General features: G+C 29.2%; 23 protein-coding genes and 1 other annotated feature. Of the genes, 20 read left to right on the top strand and 3 right to left on the bottom strand.

The features are described from left to right. Positions 1 to 5 precede the first annotated feature (5 nt). From ACRDDE_RS05405 to ACRDDE_RS05395, 3 genes are all read left to right on the top strand, one after another. On the top strand, positions 6 to 704 hold the full coding sequence (locus ACRDDE_RS05405) for an HD domain-containing protein (RefSeq protein WP_438626063.1): 699 nt from the start codon (positions 6 to 8) through the stop codon (positions 702 to 704). Positions 705 to 928: 224 nt separating this feature from the next. Continuing rightward, positions 929 to 2,119 (top strand): pyridoxal phosphate-dependent aminotransferase, encoded by a 1,191-nt coding sequence (locus ACRDDE_RS05400; RefSeq protein WP_438626062.1) that lies wholly within the window; start codon positions 929 to 931, stop codon positions 2,117 to 2,119. Positions 2,120 to 2,293: 174 nt separating this feature from the next. Next, on the top strand, positions 2,294 to 2,989 hold the full coding sequence (locus ACRDDE_RS05395) for a M15 family metallopeptidase (protein ID WP_438626061.1): 696 nt from the start codon (positions 2,294 to 2,296) through the stop codon (positions 2,987 to 2,989). Between the two features lie 29 nt (positions 2,990 to 3,018). Here ACRDDE_RS05395 and ACRDDE_RS05390 read toward each other — a convergent pair whose 3' ends face one another. Beyond that, complete coding sequence (locus ACRDDE_RS05390; RefSeq protein ID WP_438626060.1) at positions 3,019 to 3,447, bottom strand: Lrp/AsnC family transcriptional regulator; 429 nt, start codon at positions 3,445 to 3,447, stop codon at positions 3,019 to 3,021. Between the two features lie 30 nt (positions 3,448 to 3,477). Next, entirely contained in the window at positions 3,478 to 4,908 is a 1,431-nt protein-coding gene (locus ACRDDE_RS05385) for a nicotinate phosphoribosyltransferase (protein ID WP_438626059.1), read from the bottom strand. A gap of 129 nt (positions 4,909 to 5,037) precedes the next feature. Between ACRDDE_RS05385 and ACRDDE_RS05380 the strand changes: the two genes are divergently transcribed. The 13 genes from ACRDDE_RS05380 (at position 5,038) to ACRDDE_RS05320 (ending at position 18,255) form a co-directional block, all read left to right on the top strand. After that, a complete protein-coding gene (locus ACRDDE_RS05380; protein WP_438626058.1) occupies positions 5,038 to 5,616 on the top strand; it encodes a nucleoside recognition domain-containing protein in 579 nt (192 codons plus the stop codon). Continuing rightward, on the top strand, positions 5,616 to 6,140 hold the full coding sequence (locus tag ACRDDE_RS05375) for a spore maturation protein (protein WP_438626057.1): 525 nt from the start codon (positions 5,616 to 5,618) through the stop codon (positions 6,138 to 6,140). Before ACRDDE_RS05380 ends, ACRDDE_RS05375 begins: the two co-directional genes overlap by 1 nt. 172 nt (positions 6,141 to 6,312) lie before the next feature. Next, positions 6,313 to 6,522: a binding site (T-box leader), on the top strand. 219 nt (positions 6,523 to 6,741) lie between these two features. Next, complete coding sequence (locus tag ACRDDE_RS05370) at positions 6,742 to 7,551, top strand: transporter substrate-binding domain-containing protein (protein WP_438626056.1); 810 nt, start codon at positions 6,742 to 6,744, stop codon at positions 7,549 to 7,551. Between the two features lie 17 nt (positions 7,552 to 7,568). Further along, positions 7,569 to 8,288 (top strand): amino acid ABC transporter permease, encoded by a 720-nt coding sequence (locus ACRDDE_RS05365; RefSeq protein ID WP_438626055.1) that lies wholly within the window; start codon positions 7,569 to 7,571, stop codon positions 8,286 to 8,288. Positions 8,289 to 8,303: 15 nt separating this feature from the next. Beyond that, a complete protein-coding gene (locus tag ACRDDE_RS05360) occupies positions 8,304 to 9,026 on the top strand; it encodes an amino acid ABC transporter ATP-binding protein (RefSeq protein WP_438626053.1) in 723 nt (240 codons plus the stop codon). Positions 9,027 to 9,589: 563 nt separating this feature from the next. After that, positions 9,590 to 11,524 (top strand): methionine--tRNA ligase, encoded by a 1,935-nt coding sequence (metG, locus tag ACRDDE_RS05355; protein WP_438626052.1) that lies wholly within the window; start codon positions 9,590 to 9,592, stop codon positions 11,522 to 11,524. Positions 11,525 to 11,536: 12 nt separating this feature from the next. Continuing rightward, on the top strand, positions 11,537 to 12,307 hold the full coding sequence (locus tag ACRDDE_RS05350; RefSeq protein ID WP_438626050.1) for a TatD family hydrolase: 771 nt from the start codon (positions 11,537 to 11,539) through the stop codon (positions 12,305 to 12,307). Between the two features lie 144 nt (positions 12,308 to 12,451). Continuing rightward, positions 12,452 to 12,982: a ribonuclease M5 gene (gene rnmV / locus ACRDDE_RS05345; RefSeq protein ID WP_438626049.1), complete on the top strand. Its 531-nt coding sequence runs from the start codon at positions 12,452 to 12,454 to the stop codon at positions 12,980 to 12,982. A gap of 27 nt (positions 12,983 to 13,009) precedes the next feature. After that, positions 13,010 to 13,879: a 16S rRNA (adenine(1518)-N(6)/adenine(1519)-N(6))-dimethyltransferase RsmA gene (gene rsmA / locus ACRDDE_RS05340; protein WP_438626048.1), complete on the top strand. Its 870-nt coding sequence runs from the start codon at positions 13,010 to 13,012 to the stop codon at positions 13,877 to 13,879. A gap of 70 nt (positions 13,880 to 13,949) precedes the next feature. After that, a complete protein-coding gene (locus ACRDDE_RS05335) occupies positions 13,950 to 15,062 on the top strand; it encodes a hypothetical protein (protein WP_148552020.1) in 1,113 nt (370 codons plus the stop codon). 93 nt (positions 15,063 to 15,155) lie between these two features. After that, the gene (locus ACRDDE_RS05330) at positions 15,156 to 16,271 is read left to right on the top strand and encodes a M20/M25/M40 family metallo-hydrolase (protein ID WP_438626047.1); all 1,116 of its coding nucleotides are present in this window, start codon (positions 15,156 to 15,158) and stop codon (positions 16,269 to 16,271) included. A gap of 184 nt (positions 16,272 to 16,455) precedes the next feature. Beyond that, positions 16,456 to 17,352 carry a cation diffusion facilitator family transporter gene (locus tag ACRDDE_RS05325; RefSeq protein ID WP_021430367.1) on the top strand — a complete coding sequence of 299 codons (897 nt, stop codon included), beginning with the start codon at positions 16,456 to 16,458 and terminating at the stop codon, positions 17,350 to 17,352. A gap of 108 nt (positions 17,353 to 17,460) precedes the next feature. Further along, entirely contained in the window at positions 17,461 to 18,255 is a 795-nt protein-coding gene (locus ACRDDE_RS05320) for a hypothetical protein (RefSeq protein WP_438626046.1), read from the top strand. A gap of 25 nt (positions 18,256 to 18,280) precedes the next feature. On the opposite strand, the gene murC is transcribed toward ACRDDE_RS05320, so the two are convergent. Next, complete coding sequence (murC, locus tag ACRDDE_RS05315) at positions 18,281 to 19,633, bottom strand: UDP-N-acetylmuramate--L-alanine ligase (RefSeq protein WP_438626044.1); 1,353 nt, start codon at positions 19,631 to 19,633, stop codon at positions 18,281 to 18,283. A 224-nt stretch (positions 19,634 to 19,857) separates the two neighbouring features. Between murC and purR the strand changes: the two genes are divergently transcribed. From purR to prs, 4 genes are all read left to right on the top strand, one after another. Next, on the top strand, positions 19,858 to 20,745 hold the full coding sequence (gene purR, locus ACRDDE_RS05310; RefSeq protein WP_438626043.1) for a pur operon repressor: 888 nt from the start codon (positions 19,858 to 19,860) through the stop codon (positions 20,743 to 20,745). A 176-nt stretch (positions 20,746 to 20,921) separates the two neighbouring features. Then, the gene (gene spoVG / locus ACRDDE_RS05305; RefSeq protein WP_021430398.1) at positions 20,922 to 21,200 is read left to right on the top strand and encodes a septation regulator SpoVG; all 279 of its coding nucleotides are present in this window, start codon (positions 20,922 to 20,924) and stop codon (positions 21,198 to 21,200) included. A gap of 209 nt (positions 21,201 to 21,409) precedes the next feature. Continuing rightward, the gene (gene glmU, locus ACRDDE_RS05300) at positions 21,410 to 22,777 is read left to right on the top strand and encodes a bifunctional UDP-N-acetylglucosamine diphosphorylase/glucosamine-1-phosphate N-acetyltransferase GlmU (protein WP_438626041.1); all 1,368 of its coding nucleotides are present in this window, start codon (positions 21,410 to 21,412) and stop codon (positions 22,775 to 22,777) included. A 94-nt stretch (positions 22,778 to 22,871) separates the two neighbouring features. Then, positions 22,872 to 23,275, top strand: a 404-nt coding sequence (prs, locus tag ACRDDE_RS05295; RefSeq protein WP_438626040.1) for a ribose-phosphate diphosphokinase, incomplete at its 3' end; no start/stop codon positions are given.

Genomic DNA, 23,275 nt, shown 5'->3' with positions numbered 1-23,275 from the left:
AAAGCATGACATTAGTAAAAAAGCTAATGGATTGTATAAAAAGTGAAAATACAGTTGATTCAATAAAAAAAATGGATGAGTCAAGAGATTTATCAAAAATATTACCGATTACTAGTGATATGAAGCGTGTAGGTGAATGTAAATATCATGTTATAAATTGCTTTGAACATTCAATTCTATCTGTTAAATTATTTGAAGATATTGTAAAGGAAGAAAACTTTTTTGAAAACCATTTAAAAAAGAGGGTATTTGAATCTTTAAACAAAGAATTAGAAAATGGAATAAAAAAAATAGATCTTATAAAATTAGGGATATTCCTACATGATATGGGTAAACCGATAGCTCAAACTGTTGATGATAATGGAAGGATCCATTTTAAAAAACACGAAATATTAGGAGCGAATAAATCATTAGAAATATCTAAAATATTAAATTTAAGTGAATTAAATTCATCTATTTTATACAAATATATTAGATATCATATGTCATTACTTGAATTATACAGAAATAATGATATGTCCAAAGAAAGATTATTTAATATATTTGATGACCTAAAAGATGAAAGTATAGATATATTCCTTATAGGATATGTTGATATAGTATCAACTCGAAAATTAATAAGACCAGATGAAGACATGAGTATAATTAAATCTTATATGAACTATGCAATAACTAACTACATATATAGATATGAGAGAGGTTAGTTTAGATAAAAGGCAAAGTCGTTGGAATATATGTATAGTAAAATTTTATTTAATACTAAGATATAGACAATTTGTAAAAATTTGTATATTATAAAAGTGTGTTAATTTTTTAAATTAATACACTTTTATTACGTTTATATTTAAAGATTTTATTAAAAAAAGGTTAAAAAATAATACCTTGGAAAACGATTTTATAAATGACTTAAGCTTGGGGAGGATAAAGAATGAGAAAAGATATATCAAATAAATTAAAATCAATTCAACCATCAGTAACATTAGCTATAACTGCAAAAGCTAAGAGCTTAAAAGCTCAAGGCGTAGATATAATAGGATTTGGGGCAGGGGAACCTGATTTTAGAACTCCAAAACACATAAGAGATGCGGCTATAGATGCTATAGAAAATGAGAGTATAGGGTATACTGCTGCTTCGGGAATGGATAGTTTAAAGCAAGCTATATGTGATAAATTAAAAAGAGATAATAATTTAGAATACACTAAAGATCAAATAGTTGTTTCTAATGGAGCTAAACACTCATTATTTAATACTTTATCAGCGATATGTAATCCTGGAGATGAAGTAATAGTTCCTAATCCATATTGGGTAAGTTATCCAGAATTAATAAGATTAGTAGATGCAAAACCTGTATTTGTAGAGTGTCCAGAAGAAGCTGAATTTAAATATACAGTGGAAGCTTTAGAATCTGTAATAACAGATAAAACTAAAGCAATAATATTAAATACACCAAATAATCCAACTGGAACAGCTTATAAAGAAGAAGATTTAAAAGCCATAGCTGATTTAGCTGTGAAAAATAATATATATGTAATCTCAGATGAAATATATGAAAAATTATTATATGAAGGAACTCATAAAAGTATAGCATCTTTTAATGAAGATATAAAAGATTTAACTATAGTTGTAAATGGAGTAGCGAAAGCTTACGCAATGACAGGTTGGAGAATAGGATATACTGCTTGTAAAAAAGAAATAGCTAAGTCTATGTCGAATTTCCAAAGTCATGCTACTTCAAATCCAAATACTATAGCTCAATATGCTACAATAGCTGCTTTAAATGCTCCAGAAGATACATTAAAGGAAATGGTTGAAGCATTTAAAGAAAGAAGAGACTTCATGGTTGATAAAATTAACTCTATAGAGAATTTATCATGCTTAAAACCACAAGGGGCTTTTTATGTAATGGTAAATATAAGTAAACTATTAGGTAAAACTTTAAATGGTAAAGAAATAAAAAGTTCAATAGACTTTGCTGATTATTTATTAGATGATGCAAAAGTAGCTGTTGTTCCGGGAATAGGATTTGGAAATGATAATTACATAAGACTTTCTTATGCAACATCATTAGAAAATATAAAAGAAGGTTTAGATAGAATAGAGAAAGCTATAACTTTATAATTAAGAATTAATAAGCTATTTTAACTTGTAGATTTATATGTCTGCTTGTTAAGATAGCTTTTTTGATTTATATAATGTCAATTAGATTACAAAGGTCATATATTATAGAACTAAGTAATATTTTGGAGTATAATTATAAATATTGTTTGAAAAATAGAAAAATGGGGGGAATATATGTTAAAAAAAGGCATAGTAGCTATAGTGATAGCAATCATTGTATTCCAAACGTACAGCATGATATCATCAAAAGAAAAAGATACTTATGCAGATGTAAATGAGGATAAAATTGAATCTATAGAAAAAAAACCAAAACATGAAAGAAGTGAGTATATAGAAGGTGTGCAACCTCTTTATATAGATGGAATATTGGTTGCGAACAAAGATTATGGTCTTCCTAGTGAATATGCTCCAGCAAGTGGAAGTGAAGATTATGAAGCAATGGAAGCTTTTAATGAAATGCAAGAAGCTGCAAAGAAAGATGGACTTGAAATAAACGTAAGAAGCGGATATAGAAGTTATGATACACAAGTTCAGCTATATAACAATTATGTCCAAAGAGATGGAAAAGAAGCTGCTGATAGATACTCTTCAGTACCAGGGTTTAGTGAACACCAAACAGGGTTAGCTTTAGATATATCAAATGGGAATTATAAAAAATCAATAGGGCCATGGTTTGACGAGACACCACAAGCTAAATGGTTGTATAAAAATGCATCTAAGTATGGATTTATACTTAGATACCCAAAAGGTAAAGAAGATATAACTGGATATATGTATGAATCGTGGCATTATAGATATGTAGGTAAAGAGCATAGTAAGAATTTTAAAATGAATGATTTAACACTAGAAGAATATTTGGGATTAAAATAGAGGATGAAAAAAATCATCCTCTATTTTATTTATAATATAGATTTACCTTCAATTATTGTTGAAAGAATAACTGATGTTTTAGTTCTTCCAACTTGTTTAATTTTATCAATTACTTGTTCAAGCGCATACATATCTGGTACTATTACTTTTAGTAAAAGGCAATCATCTCCAGTTATATGATGACATTCAACAATACGGTTATCACGTTTAACGTAGTCTATAAAAGCTTGATAATTGTCACTAGGTAAAGATATATTTATAAAGGATTTAATTACTCTTCCTAGTTTATCTGGATTTACTATAGCTTTATAGCCCTTAATAACTCCAGACTCTTCTAATCTTTTAACTCTTTCTGAAACTGCAGGTGATGTTAAACCTACTATTTTACCTAAATCTTTCATGGAAATTCTACCATCTTCTTGTAGCAGTTCTATAATTTTAAAATCTGTTGCATCCATATTAAAACTCCTTTCGACTTTCGATATTAGTTAAATATTTTTTTTAGTGTCTAGCATAGAATTTTTTAGATTCCAAAGATTTTCAGATAAGTCAACTTTGTATATTTGAGGATAGACAAGTCGTCTATATTCCCTCCATAAAGTATTTAGTTCATTTTGAGCATATTTTTTTATTTCAGACACTGATCTTTTTTCATATACACAATTTCCATTAACGAATAAAGGTTGTAAAAGTTCTCTAATTGTATAATTTTTAAATGTTTTTTTCTTCCATGTATATACTGGATGGAACACAGTCAATGGTTTTGTAGTATCTAGAACCTCATCTTTTAGCATTATTAAATCTGCTTCAGCTTTTCCTTGATTATTATATATTCTAACAACTTTTTTGTATCCAGGATTAGTAATTTTCTCTGGATCTTCAGAAATTTTTATTTTTGGCTCAATTTGGTTATTTTTAAAAGACGCTACCAGTTTATAAACTCCTCCTAATGATGGAGAATCAGCTGAAGTTATTAGCTTTGTTCCAACTCCCCAAGAATTAATTGGAGAACCAGATGATTTTAAGCTTGATATAGCATATTCATCTAAATCATTAGATGCTGTTATTTGTATATCTGTGAAACCTTCTGAATCTAATACTTTTTTACATGCTTTAGATAAATAATCTAAATCACCAGAGTCTAGTCTAATTCCAACTGGTTTATAGCCTTTAGTCTTTAAATCTTTAAAGACTTTAATTGCATTAGGAACTCCACTATTTAAAACATCATAAGTATCTACTAATAGAAGGCACTTATCTGGATAAATTTTTGCATAAGCTTCAAATGCCTCTAATTCAGAATCGAATTTTTGAACCCAGCTATGAGCATGAGTTCCAACTATAGGGATATCAAACATTTTCCCTGCGAGTACATTTGCAGTAGCACTACATCCCCCGATTATAGCTGCTCTTGCACCATATATTCCTGCATCTGGACCTTGAGCACGTCTTAATCCAAATTCTAATACGGAATCACCTTGAGCTGCAAAGCAAACTCTTGAAGCTTTACTAGCTATTAGTGACTGGAAGTTCACTATTGTAAGCAATGCAGTTTCAATAAGTTGAGCTTGATAAAGTGGTGCTTTAATTCTTATTATCGGTTCATTTGGGAACATTACAGTACCCTCAGGAACAGAATAAATATCTCCTGTAAATTTAAAATCTTTTAAGAAATCTAAAAATTCATCTGAGAATAAGTTTAAGCCCCTAAGATATTCCAAGTCACTGTTGGAAAAATTAAGGTTATTTATGTACTCAACTAGTTGATCTATACCACAAACAATCGTATACCCACCCTTGCAAGCGTTTTTCCTAAAAAACATATCAAATACGACTATATCATCATGAACACCATTCTCAAAATATCCATTAATCATAGTAAGCTGATATAAGTCAGTAAGAAGTGTTAAATTTTTCATTATATATCTCCTTATTACCCTAAAAATATAAAAAAATTACATAAGTATACTAAAACATAATATAGGATAAGTTTCAAGTATAATATGGGAACTTACTATCATAAAATTCATAAGAGGGGGTAGATTTGTATGGGGAAAATATGGTTTTGGATGATTTCAATTGGGATAGTAGGAAGCATATGTACAAACAATTTAGCACAATTAAATGAGGTTATATTGAATGAATCATCTAAAGGAATTGAATTTGCAGTAAGTTTAGCCGGAATAATGGCCCTTTGGATGGGGATTATGAATATAGCTAAAGATTCTGGATTAATAAATAAAATAGGGGATATATTATACCCTATTTTGAAAAAATTATTTCCATCTATTCCAAAAGGTCACAAAGCTATGTCATATATAGTTATGAATATGGTTTTAAATATGTTAGGCGCAGGGAATGGAGCTACAGCATTTGGACTAAAAGCTATGAATGAATTACAAACTTTAAATAAAAGAAAAGATACAGCTACAAATGATATGGTTATGTTTTTAGTAATAAATATTTCATCTATACAAATTATTCCATTTACCATGATTAAATTAAGGTTAGATGGAGGATCAACAAATCCAGGAGAAATAATTATTTCAACTTTATTTGCGACAATTATATCTACGATAGTTGCAATAACAAGTTGTAAATTCCTTCAAAGAAGGAGGTATAAGTAATGATTGATTTATTTTCGAATTCTATAATCCCGATTATTATTTTAGGAATTGTAATTCATGGAAAGATAAAAGGTGTAGATATATATGATAGTTTTGTTAAAGGTGCTATAGATGGATTGAAGGCTACATGGAGTATATTACCATACATAATAGGAATATTTTTAGCAATAGGAATATTTAAAAGTGGAAAAGGGATTGATATATTAGAGTTTATATTTAAGCCTATAGCAGAATTATTCAGTATTCCAAAAGAGCTGATAGGTCTTATAATAGTGAAACCTCTATCGGGAAGTGGAGCTTTAGGAATGTATAATGAACTTGTAAGTAGAGTAGGAATGGGAAATTTAGTTGAGCAAATGGGGGCAACTATAGTTGGAGCATCGGAAACCATATTTTATACAATGGCTATATATTTTGGAAGCTTAAAAATAAAAAATACTAGACATACTTTAGCATGTGCAATGATGAGTCATGTTGCAGGAGTATTAGCGGCTGTGTTTATATGTTACATATTATTTGCTTAAAAAATTAAATTTTAAAATTTAATATCTTATACATAGCATGTCCTATATTGTTCGACAGGCTAAAAACATTTTGCAGAATTTACACAAAAAAGTTTTTTTGTTAAATTTTAAAAATTTTTATTTACAATTAGATAATAAGGCACTATAATTAGTTTATAATAAAATTTCAAAATTAAATTCTATGAAAAAGAGAGTAACATTAAATTGAGTTTCAGCGAGTTAGGGTTGGTGTGAGCCTAGTAATGAAGTTTATTGTGAAGAGAGCTTTGGAGAAGGTTGCCTGAAATAATAGTATGGTAATCGGTGAGCCTGCCTTAAAGGATAGAGTGGATAAGTTTACTTATCAATTAGAGTGGTAACGCGGATATAATTCGTCTCTTGGTTTTTATAACCAAGAGGCTTTTTTAATATAATGAATTATATTTGTATTAGCATATATTTGATTAACTTATCAATGAGAGTGGTACCACGGATAATTTCGTCTCTTAGCATTTTGCTAAGAGGCTTTTTTTATGCTTAAGTGGACAATTAAGAGAAAAATTATAACAAAAGCAACTATGTATTATCAATTACTAATAATTATTAATTAGGAGGTATTATAATGAAAATATTAAAAAAAGTAGTGGTTACAGGATTAATAGGAGTTTTAACTTTAGGTGTAGTAGGATGTTCATCATCAAAAGAGGATAAAAGTCAATTGCAATCAATCAAAGATAAAGGAGTACTAACGGTAGCTACAAGTGCAGATTACCCTCCGTATGAGTTCCATAAAAAAGTGGATGGAAAAGATACAATAGTAGGATTTGAAATGATGATAGCAGAAGAAATAGCAAAAGATTTAGGTGTAAAGTTAGAAATTAAAGATATGAAGTTTGATGGTCTATTAGGGGCAATTAAATCAGGAAACGCAGATATGGTAATTGCAGGGATGAGTCCAACAGAGGAAAGAAAAAAAGCTGTTAATTTTTCTAATGTATACTACAACGGAGAACATACTATTTTAGTAAAAGACTCTAATAAAGATAAATATAAAAATATTGAAGATTTAAAAAGTGCAAATATAGCTGTACAAAAAGCTAGTTTACAAGAAACTATAGCTAAGGATGTTATAAAAACTAAGAATATAAAATCTTTAGGGAAAATATCAGATGTAATTTTAGAGTTAGAAAATAATAATGTTGATGCAGCTGTAGTAAGTAAAGAAGCTATAAGTGGATACTTAAAACAATATCCTGATCTTGTAGAATCAAATGTAAATTTAGGGCAAAATCAAGGTGAAGGATCAGCTATAGCTATAGACAAATCTCAAGATAAAACTTTAGTAGATCAAGTTAATAAAACATTAGATGAGTTAAAATCTAAAAATAAAATAGAAGAGTTTGTTCAAAAAGCTACTCAATTAGCTCAATAAATAGGAGGTAAATTATAATGGATTTTAGTTTTTTAAGTGATTATTCACAGTTTTTTATAGATGGAACGAAAATTACAATTGGAATATCGATATGCACACTAATTTTAGGATTTTTAGTTGGAGTAATAGTTTGTATGGCAAGAATTTCAAGAAATAAAATTTTTAGCATTTTAGGTTCAATATATATAGAATTCTTAAGAGGGACTCCTTTACTTGTTCAAATATATATAATTTACTTTGGATTACCTACAATAGGCATAAAATTTCCAGATGTAGGGCCTATACCATCTGAGTATATATCAGCGATAGTGGCACTTTCTATTAACTCAAGTGCATATATAGCAGAAATTCTTAGATCAGGAATACAATCAGTAGATAAAGGACAAATGGAAGCTAGTAGATCATTAGGATTTGATTACTCCGTTAGTATGAGATTAGTAATTATTCCTCAAGCATTGAAAAATGTACTTCCAGCTTTAGCAAATGAATTTATTGTTTTGGTAAAAGAATCTTCAATAGTTTCTGTAATAGGAATACAAGACTTAATGTATAGTGCAGATATAGTTAAAGGAAACACTTATTTAGCATTTGAGCCGTTATTAGTAGCAGCTATGATTTATTTCGTACTTACATTTACACTATCTAAATTAGTTGGATTATTTGAATTAAAACTTGAAAATAAAAGTGTAAGAGAATCAAAATCTGCTTTTAAAATTTTCAAAACTACTAATGCTTAATAAGGAGGTTAGATTATGATCCAAGTAAAGAATATAAAGAAAAAATTTGGTAAACTAGAAGTATTAAAAGATATAAATTTAGATATAAAAAAAGGAGAAATAGTAGCTATTTTAGGGCCAAGTGGATCTGGAAAAAGCACACTGTTAAGATGTCTAAACTTATTAGAAAAACCAAATAACGGAGAAATTATTTTCAACAATCAAAATATACTAGATAAAAAATGCGATGTTAATAAGATAAGAGAAAATATAGGTATGGTATTTCAAAACTTTAACTTATTTCCAAATATGACAGTATTAGAAAATATAATCATAGCACCTATTAAATTAAAAAAAATAAGTAAAGATAAAGCTATTGAAGATGCTTTGAATTTATTAGATAGAGTCGGATTGCTGGATAAAAAAGATGCATATCCAGATCAATTGTCTGGAGGTCAAAAGCAGAGAATAGCAATTGCTAGAGCGTTAGCCATGAAACCTGAAGTTCTATTATTTGACGAACCTACTTCTGCACTTGACCCAGAGATGGTTAAAGAGGTTTTAGATGTTATGAAGGAACTTGCAGATGAGGGAATGACTATGGCTGTTGTAACTCATGAAATAGGATTTGCTAAAGAAGTTGCAAGTAAAGTTGTATTTATGGATGGTGGATATATCCTAGAAGAGGGTACACCTAAAGATGTATTTGAAAATACAAAAAATATAAGAGCTAAACAATTCTTTGATAAAGTCATATAAAACATAGTAATATAGGAAAATTACATTGACATAATGTAGTAAATTTAATAAAATTAAGCTTAATAAGTAATTAAAAATATTAACAAAAACAATGAATATAACATATAATTTATGTTAAATATAATAACTAATTAAGCTATGAAGAGATGAGTAAATAATTATTTTTCCTACAGAGAGCTAGATAAGGTGAAAGCTAGCGTTAAAAGAGTTATTGAATATGGTCTTGGAGCTATTTTATCCGAATAATAGATTAGTACCTATTTTTAAGATAAAACGGATGGACTCGTTATCGTCTTTTGAGATATCTAATATAATATTTTTTACGCTTAAGGAATGTATGATTAACAAATGTTTGTGGATAACTTATACAATGGAGTTATACAAATGTTTTGTAGAAAGTAAAAAATGACATTTTAAGCAACGGACAGAGTCGTTGGCGACATGAGCGAAGCGAATTTTTTATTAGATAAAGTTAGGGTGGTACCGCGAATATAACCTCGCCCCTATGTATATCATAGGAGGCGAGTTTTTTATTTATATAGAAAATGAGGAGGAAAATATATATGACAAAACCAACTTTTTACGTTACAACTCCTATATATTACCCAAGTGGTAATCTACATATAGGACATACTTACACAACTGTTGCAGCAGATGCAATAGCAAGATTTAAACGTTTCTGTGGATACGATGTAAAATTCTTAACAGGAACAGATGAGCACGGTGAAAAAATACAAAAAACTGCGAAAGAAAAGGGAATGACAGAAATAGAGTACCTTGATGGAATGATAGCAGATATACAAAAACTATGGAATACTATGGATATATCTTATGATGATTTCATAAGAACAACTCAAGAAAGACATGAAGTTATAATACAAAAAATATTCACTAAGTTATATGAGCAAGGTGATATATATAAAGGATCTTATGAAGGAAGATACTGTACTCCTTGTGAAAGCTTCTGGACAGAATCTCAATTATTAGAAGGAAATAAGTGTCCTGACTGTGGAAGAGATACTTATATAGCTAAAGAGGAGGCATATTTCTTTAAACTATCTAAATATGAAGATAGATTAAGAGATTTATTTGCAGATCCTAACTTCTGTTTCCCTGTATCTAGAAAAAATGAAATGGTTGCAAACTTCTTAGATAAAGGGTTAGAAGACTTATGTGTAACTAGAACTACTTTTGATTGGGGAATTAAAGTTCCTTTTGATGAAAAACACGTTATATATGTTTGGGTAGATGCATTATGTAACTATATAACAGCTTTAGGATATATGAGTGAAGATGATTCTGAATACAAGAAGTATTGGCCAGCTAATGTTCATATAGTAGGAAAAGAAATAATGAGATTCCACACTATAATATGGCCAGCTATATTAATGGCTTTAGGTGAAGAGATGCCTACACAAGTATATGGTCATGGGTGGATATTATTTGATAACGACAAAATGAGTAAATCTAAAGGGAATATAGTATACCCAGAACAAATGATAGAAAGATATGGAGTAGATGCTCTTAAATACTTCTTATTAAGAGAATTTGCATTTGGGCAAGATGGAAATTATACTCATAAAAACTTTGTAACTAGACTTAATTCAGATTTAGCAAATGATTTAGGAAACTTAGTAAGCAGAACTGTTTCTATGGTTGAGAAGTATAACGAAGGAATAATACCAATGCCAAAAGTAAGTACTGAGTTTGATGATAGTTTAAAAGAAACAGCTAAAAATTCAGTTGAAAACTTTGAAATAGAAATGAATAAACTTCAATTTAATGAAGCATTAGAATCAGCTTGGAAATTAATAAGAAGAACTAATAAATATATAGACGAAACTATGCCATGGGCTTTAGCTAAAGATGAAGCTAGAAAAGATGAATTAGATGCAGTTTTATATAATTTATGTGAATCTATAAGAATAGTAGCAACTCTTATAAACCCAATGATGAATGATACTGCTAAAAAGATATATGGTCAATTAGGAATAAATGACGAGAACTTAACTACTTGGGAAAGTACTAAAACTTTTGGATTAATAAAAGAAAATACAAAAGTTAAAAAAGGAAATGCATTATTCCCAAGATTAGATATAGAAAAAGAAGTAGAAGAACTACAAGAATTATTTTCAGAGAAAAAAGAAGAAGTAGAAGCACCGTTAGAACATAAACCAGAAATATCTATAGATGACTTAGATAAAATTGAGCTTAGAATAGGTAAAATTATAAGTTGTGAAAAACATCCAAAAGCAGACAGACTTTTAGTATCACAAGTAAAGGTAGGTCCAGAAACAAGACAAATAGTTTCAGGAATAGCTAAGTGGTATAAGCCAGAAGATTTAATAGGAAAAGAAGTTACAGTAGTATGCAATTTAAAACCTGTTAAATTAAGAGGGGTTGAATCACAAGGAATGATATTAGCTGCAGGAGATAATGGAGATGATTTAGTAGTACCATTTACAGAAGGAGCTAAAGACGGTTGCGAAGTTAGATAAGGAGATGACAAAATGTTATTTGACTCACATGCACATTTAAATGATGAAAGATTTGATGAAGATAGAGAAGAATTAATAAACTCGCTTAAAGATAAAGGCGTAGATTTAGTTTTAAATCCAGGAGCGTGTATAGAAACATCTAAAAGCAGTGTAGAATTAGCTAATAAATATGATTTTATATATGCTGCAGTCGGAGTTCATCCTCATGATGTAGGTGAAATGAGCGAAGATGATATAGAAACATTAAGAAATCTTGCTACTCAAAATGAAAAAGTAAAAGCGATAGGTGAGATTGGCTTAGATTACTATTATGATAACTCTCCTAGAGAAACTCAAAAGGAATGGTTTAAAAGACAAATAGAACTAGCTAATGAACTTAAATTACCTATAATAATTCATGATAGAGATGCACATGGAGATACATTTGAAATAATAAAAAACACAAAAAATCCTGAAATAGGATGTGTTCTTCATTGTTATAGCGGGAATGTAGAACTTGCTAAAGAATATATTAAAATGGGATGCTTAATATCTATACCAGGAACTGTAACATTTAAAAATAACAAAAAAACTAGAGAAGTTGTTAGAGAAATACCTCTTGAGTATTTACTTATAGAGACTGATTCTCCATATATGGCTCCAGAACCACATAGAGGAAAAAGAAATGATCCTTCTTTAGTTCAATTTGTAGCTGATAAAATAGCTCAAGAAAAAGGAATTTCATATGAGCAGGTTTGTGAAGTTACAAAAGAAAATGCTAAAAGATTTTTCAATATAAAATAAAGATAAAGGGGGTGTCTAAGACATCCCTTTCTTTTGTATAAAAATATTTAAATTAAGGGACAATCTGATTTGTAGCCTTGATAAAATTTAGCATAACGCTTAAAATATAAAGATATTAAGTAAAATGAGCGAAAAGGTGATTAGATGATAAAGGAAATAATAGTAGTAGAAGGAAGAGACGATGTAACTGCTGTAAAAAGAGCATTAGATGCAGAATTAATAACTACAGGTGGATTTGGATTTCCTAAGGGAGTTATGGAAAGAATAAAAGCTGCACAAGAAAGAAGAGGAGTAATAATATTTACTGATCCAGATTTTGCTGGTGAAAAAATAAGAAAGAAGATAGCTGCAGAAGTACCAGGATGCAAACATGCATTTTTACCAAGAGAAGAAGCTAAAAAAAATGGAGACATAGGTATTGAAAATGCAACTCCAGAAAGTATAATAAGAGCTCTTGAGAAGGTAAGAACTGAGAGTACAGATAAAAGAGATGAATTCGGACAAGTAGATTTAATAAGAAATGGGCTTATAGGAAGTGATGATGCATCTTATAGAAGAGATAAGCTAGGAATGATACTTGGAATAGGATACGGAAATGCAAAACAATTTTTAAATAGACTAAATAATTATGGAGTTAGTAGAGAAGAATTTGAAAAATCTTTAGAGACTCTATAAAAACTAGATAGGTAAAAGGAGAAAAATATGGACAGACTTTCGTCACATAGAAAAACCAAAGAAGTAGTAGATAAACATGGATTTAAGTTTTCTAAGTCATTAGGACAAAACTTTTTAATAGATGATAATGTAATAGATAAAATATTAGATGGAGCTAGACTTTCTGAAGGCGACAAAATAATAGAGGTAGGCCCGGGAATTGGAACCCTTACTCGTGAAATGGGAAAGGTTGCAGATAAAGTAGTTGCTATAGAAATAGATAAAACTTTAATTCCTATACTTAAGGATACTTTAGATGAATTTGAAAATATAGAGGTTGTAAACCAAGATATATTAAAAGTAGATATACAAGGATTAGTAAATGAAAAATTAAGTGGAGGACCAGTTAAGCTTGTTGCAAATCTTCCATATTATATTACAACTCCAATAGTAATGAAGTTTTTAGAAGAAGATATACCTGTAACAGATATAGTAGTTATGGTTCAAAAGGAAGTTGCAGACAGAATGAATTCTGGACCAGGAACTAAAGATTATGGTGCATTATCTATAGCAGTTCAATATTATTGTGATACAGAAATTGTAGCAAAAGCACCTAGACATATGTTTATACCTCAACCAAATGTTGATTCGACAGTAATAGGTCTTCATGTAAGAGAAGAGAAAAAGTACAAAGTAGACAGCGAAGAAGTATTCTTTAAAACTGTAAAAGCAGCATTTGGGCAAAGAAGAAAAACATTACTAAATGCACTAGGAACTTTAGGATTTTTAGATAAAGATGAAATAAGAGAAGTTTTACAAGAAGCAAATATAGATGAGAAAAGAAGAGGTGAAACTCTATCTATCGAAGAATTTGCAAATCTTGCAAACTGTGTAAATAAAAAAGTACCTTCTAAATAGAAGGTACTTTTTTGCATGTCCAAACATATAATGTTTAGAGGGATTTATATTTTTTATAGGGGGGATAACTTTGAGTACTAAAAAGAAATATAAAAGAGATTATATAATTTTAGAAGCCAAGGATATGAATTTTAGATATAAAGACAGAGTTTTACCTAAAGCTTTTGCAAAAGTTGAAGTGACAGAAGATAAATCACTAGTTGCTCTTTATGTAGAAAACTTAAAATATGTTAGAGAAGGATATAAAGTAGTTGCTATATTAGAAGATTATAATACTGTAGATTTAGGAAATATAGTTTTAAGTGAGCAAGGAAAAGGGGAATTTGCTTTAAGTTTAGATGAAAATACTTCAAATATTAAATCCATAGCTTTAACATATGAAAAAAGTATTCCTTTAATAGGTTTTAAAGGAAGTAAATTAGAAAATTATGAAGAACTAATATTTGCTGAAAATGAAGAATACGGAGAATATGAAGAAATAGAAGAGGATGAATATGAATACGAAGAAGTTGAGTATATTGATGTAGAAGACGAAGATAGTGAATATGAATACGAATATTTAGAGTATATAGAAGTAGAAGAAGATGATCAAGAAGAAGAGATAGAAGAGGAATATGAAGAACCTAAACAAGAATATATTCCTAATAACAATCATAGAAATCAAAATCAAAGTCAAAAACAAAAACAAAATAAATATAGTAAACAAGTTGAGGATATAAAACAGGTAAATGAAAATATAGAATATGAAGAAGTTGAAACAACTAAAATAAGAAACTTATTAATGCCTAGACAAATAAAAAAAGGATTAAAGATGTTCAAAGAAGTAAAACCATTTGTAAATGAAAGTTTTGATAATACAAGATGGTGGAAAATAGAAATAACACCAATGACTATGTGTGGCTACACAATGCCTTATTTAGGATATGTAAATACTTTAAATTATACCATGTATAGTGATATAGTTTTACAAGCTTATAGATATAGACACTATTTATTTGGTGTTCAATATGATGAATATAATAAACGTAAAAATTATATATATGCAATTCCAGGTAATAAAAATGAACAGCCTGATCAAGGACATACGGGATTTGATATGTATAAGCCTTGCGATGATAGAAGTGATAAACTAGGATACTGGGTATGTCTCGTAGATTCTAGAACTAGAAAAATTGTAAAATAATTTGCACTAGTTTTAAAATATCGTTTTCTCTTGAAAAAACTACCAATATAAATTACAATGTATATATCACATATACCAAGGAGGAGATTTAACATGATAAACAAAAAAAGATTAATAGACGAATTCATTGAATTAGTAAAAATAGATAGTCCTTCAGCTAAAGAAGGTAAAGTTGCAAAGGCTTTAGTAGAAAAGTTAGAAGCTATAGGATGCGAAGTTTGTATAGATGAAGCTGGAACAAAAGTTGGAGGAGAAACAGGAAACGTAATAGCTAAGTTAAAAGGAAATAGAGAAGGTAAAACTATTTTATTCAGTTCTCACATGGATACAGTTAGCCCAGGAGAAGGAATAAAACCTATAATAGATGAAGCTACTGGAATAATAAAAAGTGATGGAACTACAGTTCTAGGTTCTGACGATAAAGCTGGTATAGCAGCTATATTAGAATCTTTAAGAGTTATACAAGAAAACAATATAGACCATGCTGATATAGAAGTAGTATTCTCTATATGGGAAGAAGGCGGATTATTTGGAGCTCAATACTTAGATTATTCTAAAGTAAGCCCAGATTTCGCATTCGTTTTAGATAGTGGTGGATCTCCAGGAGAAATAATAACAAAAGCTCCAGCTCAAGATAAAATAGAAATAACTATAAAAGGTAAGCCAGCACATGCAGGATTACAACCAGAAAATGGAGTAAGTGCTATAATGGTAGCTTCTAAAGCTATAGAAAATATGAAGTTATTAAGAATAGATGAGGAAACTACTGCAAATATAGGTATAGTTAATGGAGGAATAGCTACTAACATAGTTATGCCAGAACTTGAAATAGTTGCAGAAGCTAGAAGTTTAGAAGTAGCTAAATTAGAAGCTCAAACTAATCATATGGTAGAAGAATTTAAAAAAGCAGGAGAAGCTATGGGAGCAGAAGTAACAGCTAAAGTAACTAGATGTTATGCACCATTCAAAATGGATGATAATGAAGAAATAGTAGAACTTGCTAAAAAAGCATTCTCTAACTTAGGAATAGAAGCTTATACAGCAGCAACAGGTGGAGGAAGTGACACTAACGTATTAAATGGAAATGGCGTAAAAGCTGTAAACTTAGGAATAGGTATGAAAAATGCTCATACATTAGAAGAATATATAGCTATAGAAGATATAATAAATTCTTCAAGAGCTGTATTAGAAATAATTAAAGAAGCTTAATCAAATATATGATATAATATAAAGATCGCCCAACATTTGTTGGGTGATTTTTCATTTTAAAGATAAATGATAATTAATATTGAATTATAACTATAATTTATTGCACTTAATATTTAATATAAGTTTAAATGTGAATAAAAATGGATAGTAAAATAAAAGAGAGTATTAAAAGGAGGGAAATTAAGTGGAAACAAGGTATGATGAAGCAAATAAGGTAACAATAAAATCTATAGTATGGAATGTTATTTTAACTTTTATAAAAATATTTGCAGGTATAGTAGGTAAATCTAATGCTATGATAGCAGATGGATTACACTCAGCATCTGATATTATTAGCTCGGTAGGAGTTTTAATAGGGAATAAAATAGCTAATGCTCCAAATGATGAAAATCATAATTATGGACATGAAAAAGCCGAGACATTAGTATCTTTTTTACTTTCTATATTATTAATAGTGGTATCTTTAAAAATAGGATTTGATGCATTAAAATCACTATTTAATTTAAATAGTGTTCAAATACCAACAGCGTTGCCATTAGTAGTATCTGTTATATCTGTAGCTATAAAAGAGTATCAATACAGAATAACAATAAAAATAGCTCAAAAAATAAATTCACCATCATTAAAAGCAGATGCATGGCATCATAGGTCAGATGCTCTTTCATCTATAGCAGCATTTATAGGTATAGGAGGAGCTATGTTAGGGTTTAAAGCATTAGACCCTATTGCTTCTATAGTAGTTGCTTTATTTGTTGCAAAGGTTGGATTTGATATATTGAAAGATTCAGCAAATGAACTTATGGATTATTCTATTGATACAGAAGAAGAAAAACAAATTATAAGCATAGCTGAAGGAACACAGGGTGTAATTAACTTAGGTGAAATTAGAACAAGAAAACATGGTGCAACTGCATATGTAGATTTAACTATATGTGTAAATAAAGACTTAACTGTATATGAAGGGCATGAAATTGCCACGAAATTAGAAAAAAGGATAATAAAAGACATGCAGTTTGTCAAAGGAATAACAGTCCATGTAGAACCATGTATAAATTGCCCAGGAAATTCATGCAAAAAATAATGAAAATTTTAAAAAATAATAAAAAAGCACTATGATTAAATTGTAGTGCTTTTTAGTTTGTGAATTTTATAGTATAATAAAATCGTAATTATATAGGGGGGAGCTTTTATGGCAAAGAAAAGAAAAATAAAAAAGCGTGTAATCATACTTATAGGGATGATTGTTTTTTTCGTTGTATATGCGGGTACATATATTTATTTCTCAAAACAACAAGAAAGTAGTGAACCTGTTAAAGTTCAAGATAAAAGTACAGAATCCGATAATAAAACTTTAATTTCTCAAATGAAAGAGACTGACACTGTATATATTTCAGATGATAAATTAAAGGATGTAAGGATAGAAAAAGATTACTGGGACCAAATAAAGTTTTTCTCTACAAAGTTTAAAGAAGTTAGAAAGCCTAGTAATTACGAAAGTAAATATGAAGCTTACATGGATAATGGAATTAGATTTTCTACAGATTTAGATTATTTTAGAATTTACACAGTAAATAAAGAAGAGTTTTATAAAATTCCAGTATCAGAAAAACAAGCATTTGATAAGTTGCTTCAAGAAAGTATATATACATCTATAGATTCTGTAAAAAAATATAAAACTTGGGATAGTGTAGAGATAGTATACAAAGATGAAGTAAAAAAACCATGGAAATGGAAATATGATGATTTAGCTTATAAAATATCTGTAAAGAGATTAGTTGGAAAAATTCAACCAGAAAAAAGTAAAGAAAGAAGTGAATATAACTTTACTATTAAAATTCATGGTGATGGTTATTCTACTACATTAGAAACAATGGGTAATGATTATGTTAAAATAACATCAGATAAAGCAACTGCATATTATGAAGTTCATGATGGGTTATATGAATATTTAAAAAACGATATATTTAAGATTGAAAATAAATAAAAAACTAGGGCTTAGCCCTAGTTTTTTATTTATTAAGAAGCATTTCGCCGATTTTATAAACTGTACCAGCGCCTGCAGTTATAACTAAATCATCTTCAGCTACATTTTCAGCAAGATAATTAGCAATATCTTCAAATTCGCTTAGATATAGTACATCAACATTATTTTGATATAACTTATCTACTAAATCTTTAGAATGGATATCTCCAGGATCTTTTTCACGAGCAGCGTATATATCTGTTATTATAACTTTATCAGCAGCATAGAATGCATCTGAAAACTCGTTTAATAAACATTTAGTTCTTGTATAAGTATGAGGTTGGAATATACACCATAATTTATTCTTTTTAATTTTCTTAGCAGCAGATAAAGTTGCTTTTAATTCTGTTGGATGATGAGCGTAGTCATCTACAACTAAAGCATTTTTATATTTACCTTTAACTTCAAATCTTCTTCCTACGCCTCCATATAATGCAATGTTTTTTCTTATAGTCTCTAATTCTACACCAGAAACTAAAGCTGCTATTATAGCACCAGTAGCATTATATATATTGTGAACACCAGGAACAGAAAGTTTGAATTCTCCTAAATTGTTTCCATTATAGTTAATGTTGAATATTCCATATCCGTTTTCATCAAATCTAACATCTTTTATTAAAGCGTTGTTTCCTTCATTTTGACCGTATTTTATAACAGTAGCTTTTATTTCATGAAGTATATCTTTAGTATTTTCGTCATCCCCGTTGATTATAAAGTATCCATCATAAGGTAATAATTTACCAAACTTATTAAAAGATGCTTTTATCTCATCTATTCCAGAGAAGTAATCTAAATGATCTTCTTCTATATTAAGTACTACTGAAATTTTAGGGTTGAAGTTTAGGAAACTGTCAACATACTCACAAGCTTCAGTTATGAAGTTTTCAGATTTACCTATTTTAACATTTCCACCTATAATACTAAGGTTTCCTCCAACTAATATTGTAGGGTCAAGATCCGCATATTCAAAAATTGCAGATAACATCGAAGTTGTAGATGTTTTCCCGTGAGTACCAGATATTGCTATGGCATTTTGATACTCTCTCATTATTTGACCTAAAAATGCAGCTCTATTTATTGTTAATTTATTTTTTTCTTTAGCAGCGATTAATTCTTCATTGTCAGATTTAACAGCAGCAGTATATACTACCATATCTATATTATCAGTTATATGTTCTTTTTCATGGCCAACATATATTGTTGCTCCTTGAGAACGTAAATCATCTAATAGATATGACTCTGTAGAATCTGAACCGAAAACATTATAACCTTTATTTAGGCATATTTTAGCGAGTGCACTCATGCTTATACCGCCAACACCTATAAAGAATATGTTCATATTGAAACCACCTTTCTAATAAATTAAAAGTTCTACAATAAGAACTATGTTTGTGATATAATAGTATAATGTTCAATATTTTAAGCAAACTAAAATTATAAAATATTTCTATACATTAATATATTAAATTTCAAATAAAACATAACAAATATTATAACATATTGGAAAAAAATATGCATTAACAAGTTTAAATACATAGGTTTCAGGTACAGGAGGTATTATATATGAAGTTTAAAAGAACGGAGCGTATAGGAGCGATAGTTAAAATACTATCAGACAATCCTAATAAAATATTTACTTTAAGTTATTTTACATCAAAATTTAATTCGGCTAAATCTACTATAAGTGAAGACTTAATAGTTGTTAAAAATGTTTTTGAAAAACTAGAACTAGGACAAGTAATAACTATATCAGGGGCCGCTGGTGGAGTTAAGTATATTCCAAAAACATCAAAATCAGAAAATGAAGAATTTTTATTAAACCTATGTGAAGAAATAAAAGATCCATCTAGAATTCTTTCAGGAGGATTTTTATATCTTATAGATTTAATATACGATCCTAGAATTGCGTCTAAGATTGGTAAAATATTTGCATCAAATATAGATTATTCACAAGCTGACTACGTTGTTACTATGGAGACAAAAGGAATACCTATGGCTCTTATGACAGCAAAAGCTATGAATTTACCTTTAGTGATAATAAGAAAAGACACTAAAGTATCAGAAGGTCCGACACTTAGTATGACATATGTAAGTGGAAATAGTTCTTCTAAAATAGAAAGCATGAGTTTACCGAGAAAAGCTGTTAAGCCAGGAAGTAAAGTTATATTAATAGATGACTTTATGAGGGGCGGAGGAACTATAAAAGGTATGATGCAACTTATGAATGAGTTTGGAGCGGAAGTTATAGGAAGGGGAGTATTCATATCTACTACTAATCCAACTCAAAAAATGGTCGAAGATTATATATCTTTAATAGAAATAGATGTAGTTAATAATGAGGTTGTAAGCGTTAAACCTAATTTGCAAACTTTTAGGGAAGAATATTGGTCTACAGCTGAAGTGGGAGAAACTGTAGAAGAACAAAGTGAAATTGATAAATTAGAAGAATAATATAAATTTTAAGGGTAAATTTATATCAAATAAAAAAAAGGTAAAAAAATAAAAAAAATTTCTGAAATAATAGAGGAAATTTAGCAATTTGATAGAATTAATATATTATAAATAAAAAAAAGATTTTTTAATGTTCAAATTAAATTTGTCAAAACTAAAAGGGGGATATTAGTAAAATGAAAATCACTGACGTTAGAGTAAGAAAATTAACTGATGAGGGGAAAATGAAGTGTATAGTTTCATTAACTTTCGATAATTTATTTGTGGTACACGATATAAAGGTTATAGAGGGGCACAATGGATTATTTATAGCTATGCCAAGTAGAAAAATAGGTGAAGGAAACTTCAGAGATATAGCTCACCCTATAAATGCTGAAATGAGACAAATGTTAGAAGAAGAAGTTTTAAAAGCATATCAAGAAGCAATTTCTCAATTAGAAGTAGCTGCTGAATAGTAAAAAGAAGAACTAAAATAAGATATATTTTCGAATATATTTCTTAAAGAGCCGAATTTTAGGCTCTTTTTTATTTGAATAATATGTACTTTTTACTTCAAAAATGGTATATTAGTTAATAGAATTAGGAAATTGTATACAAAATAAAATATTTACACATCATATATAGATTTATTTAAAATTAAAAAAGATTGAAATGGAGTGGGTTTATGAATTTTAAGGCAATAATCCTTGCGGCAGGAAAAGGAACAAGAATGAAATCAAGTTTGCCAAAAGTAGTTCACAAGGTATGTGGGAAAGAGATGGTAAACCACGTTGTCAATGTATCTAAAAAATCAGGGGTTAATGAAATTGTTGCGATTTTAGGTCATGGAAGTGAGGTAGTTCAAGACGTATTACCTACTGATACTAAAATAGCTATGCAAACTGAACAATTAGGAACAGGTCATGCTGTTATGATGGCAAATGAACACTTATCAGAAAATGACACTATAGTTGTTTTATGTGGAGATACTCCTTTAGTAAATTCAGATACATTAGAAAATCTATTCAAATATCACTTAGATAATGGATATCATGCTACTGTATTAACTACTAAAGTAGAAAATCCAACAGGTTATGGAAGAATAATAAGAGATGAAAATCAAGACTTATTAAAAATAGTTGAACAAAAAGATGCTAATGAAGAAGAAAAGTTAGTAAATGAGATAAATTCAGGAATTTATTGTTTTAATGGGAAAAGTTTAAAACATGCTCTTTCTAAAATAGACAATAATAATGCTCAAGGAGAATATTATTTAACTGATACAGTAGAAATAATGAGAAATAATAATCTTAAAGTAGGGGCATTTAATGGAGCTACAATAGAAGAACTAATGGGTGTAAACTCAAGAGTTGAGTTATCTAAAGCTGAAGAAATAATGAGAAGAAGAATAAACACTATGCACATGGTGAATGGTGTAACTATAATAGATATAAATAGCACATATATAGAAGCAGATGTAGAAATAGGAAATGATACAATTGTATATCCAGGAGCTATGTTAAAAGGAAATACAAAAATAGGAAGTAATTGCAAAATTGGAATGAATACTTCTATATCTAATTCAACAATAGGTGATGGAACAGAGGTAGAAAGTTCTACGATAATAGATAGTAAAGTTGGTAATAATACTACAGTTGGACCTTATGCATACTTAAGACCTAAGAGTAATATAGGTAATAACGTAAAAGTAGGAGATTTCGTAGAAGTTAAAAATGCTACAATAGAAGATAATTCTAAGGCCTCTCATTTAGCTTACATAGGAGATGCACATGTAGGAAAGAACGTTAATATAGGTTGCGGAACAGTATTTGTAAACTATGACGGTAAAAATAAATTTAAGTCAGTTGTAAAAGATGGAGCTTTTATAGGATCAAACTCTAATTTAGTGGCTCCAGTTGTAGTAGAAGAAAATGGATATATAGCTACAGGATCTACTATAACAGATGATGTTCCACAAGGAGCATTGGCAATAGCTAGAGAAAGACAAGTTATAAAAGAAGGTTGGGTAGAAAAGAAAAACCTTAAGAAATAAAATGATATAAACAAGGCTATAACGCAGATATAGCCTAGTCTATACCTGCGTTTAAATATAATATTTTCTTTAACAAAATTTTCGGGAGGTAATTATGAATACTAGCGGAAGCGAAATTAAAATACTTGCAGGAAATGCGTCGAAAGAGTTAGCTCAAAAAGTAGCTGATTACATAGGTGTACCAATGGCAAAATGCGAAGTTGGGACATTTAGCGATGGAGAAATATCTGTAAATATAAGTGAAACAGTAAGAGGTTGTGATGTTTTCGTAATACAATCAACTAATAGCCCAGTAAATGATAACTTAATGGAGCTATTAATAATGATAGATGCATTAAGAAGAGCATCTGCAGGTAGAGTAACTGCTGTTATACCATACTATGGATACGCAAGACAAGACAGAAAGGCTAAGGCTAGAGATCCAATTACAGCTAAATTAGTTGCAAACTTAATAACTGCAGCAGGAGCAGATAGAGTTTTAACTATGGATTTACATGC

Origin of the sequence: Paraclostridium sp., assembly GCF_051656405.1 — a bacterium.
In the GTDB taxonomy this organism is placed as follows: Bacteria; Bacillota; Clostridia; order Peptostreptococcales; family Peptostreptococcaceae; genus Paraclostridium.
Note: the sequence above shows the minus strand (reverse complement) of the source record. Positions and strands in the feature narration are given on the sequence as shown.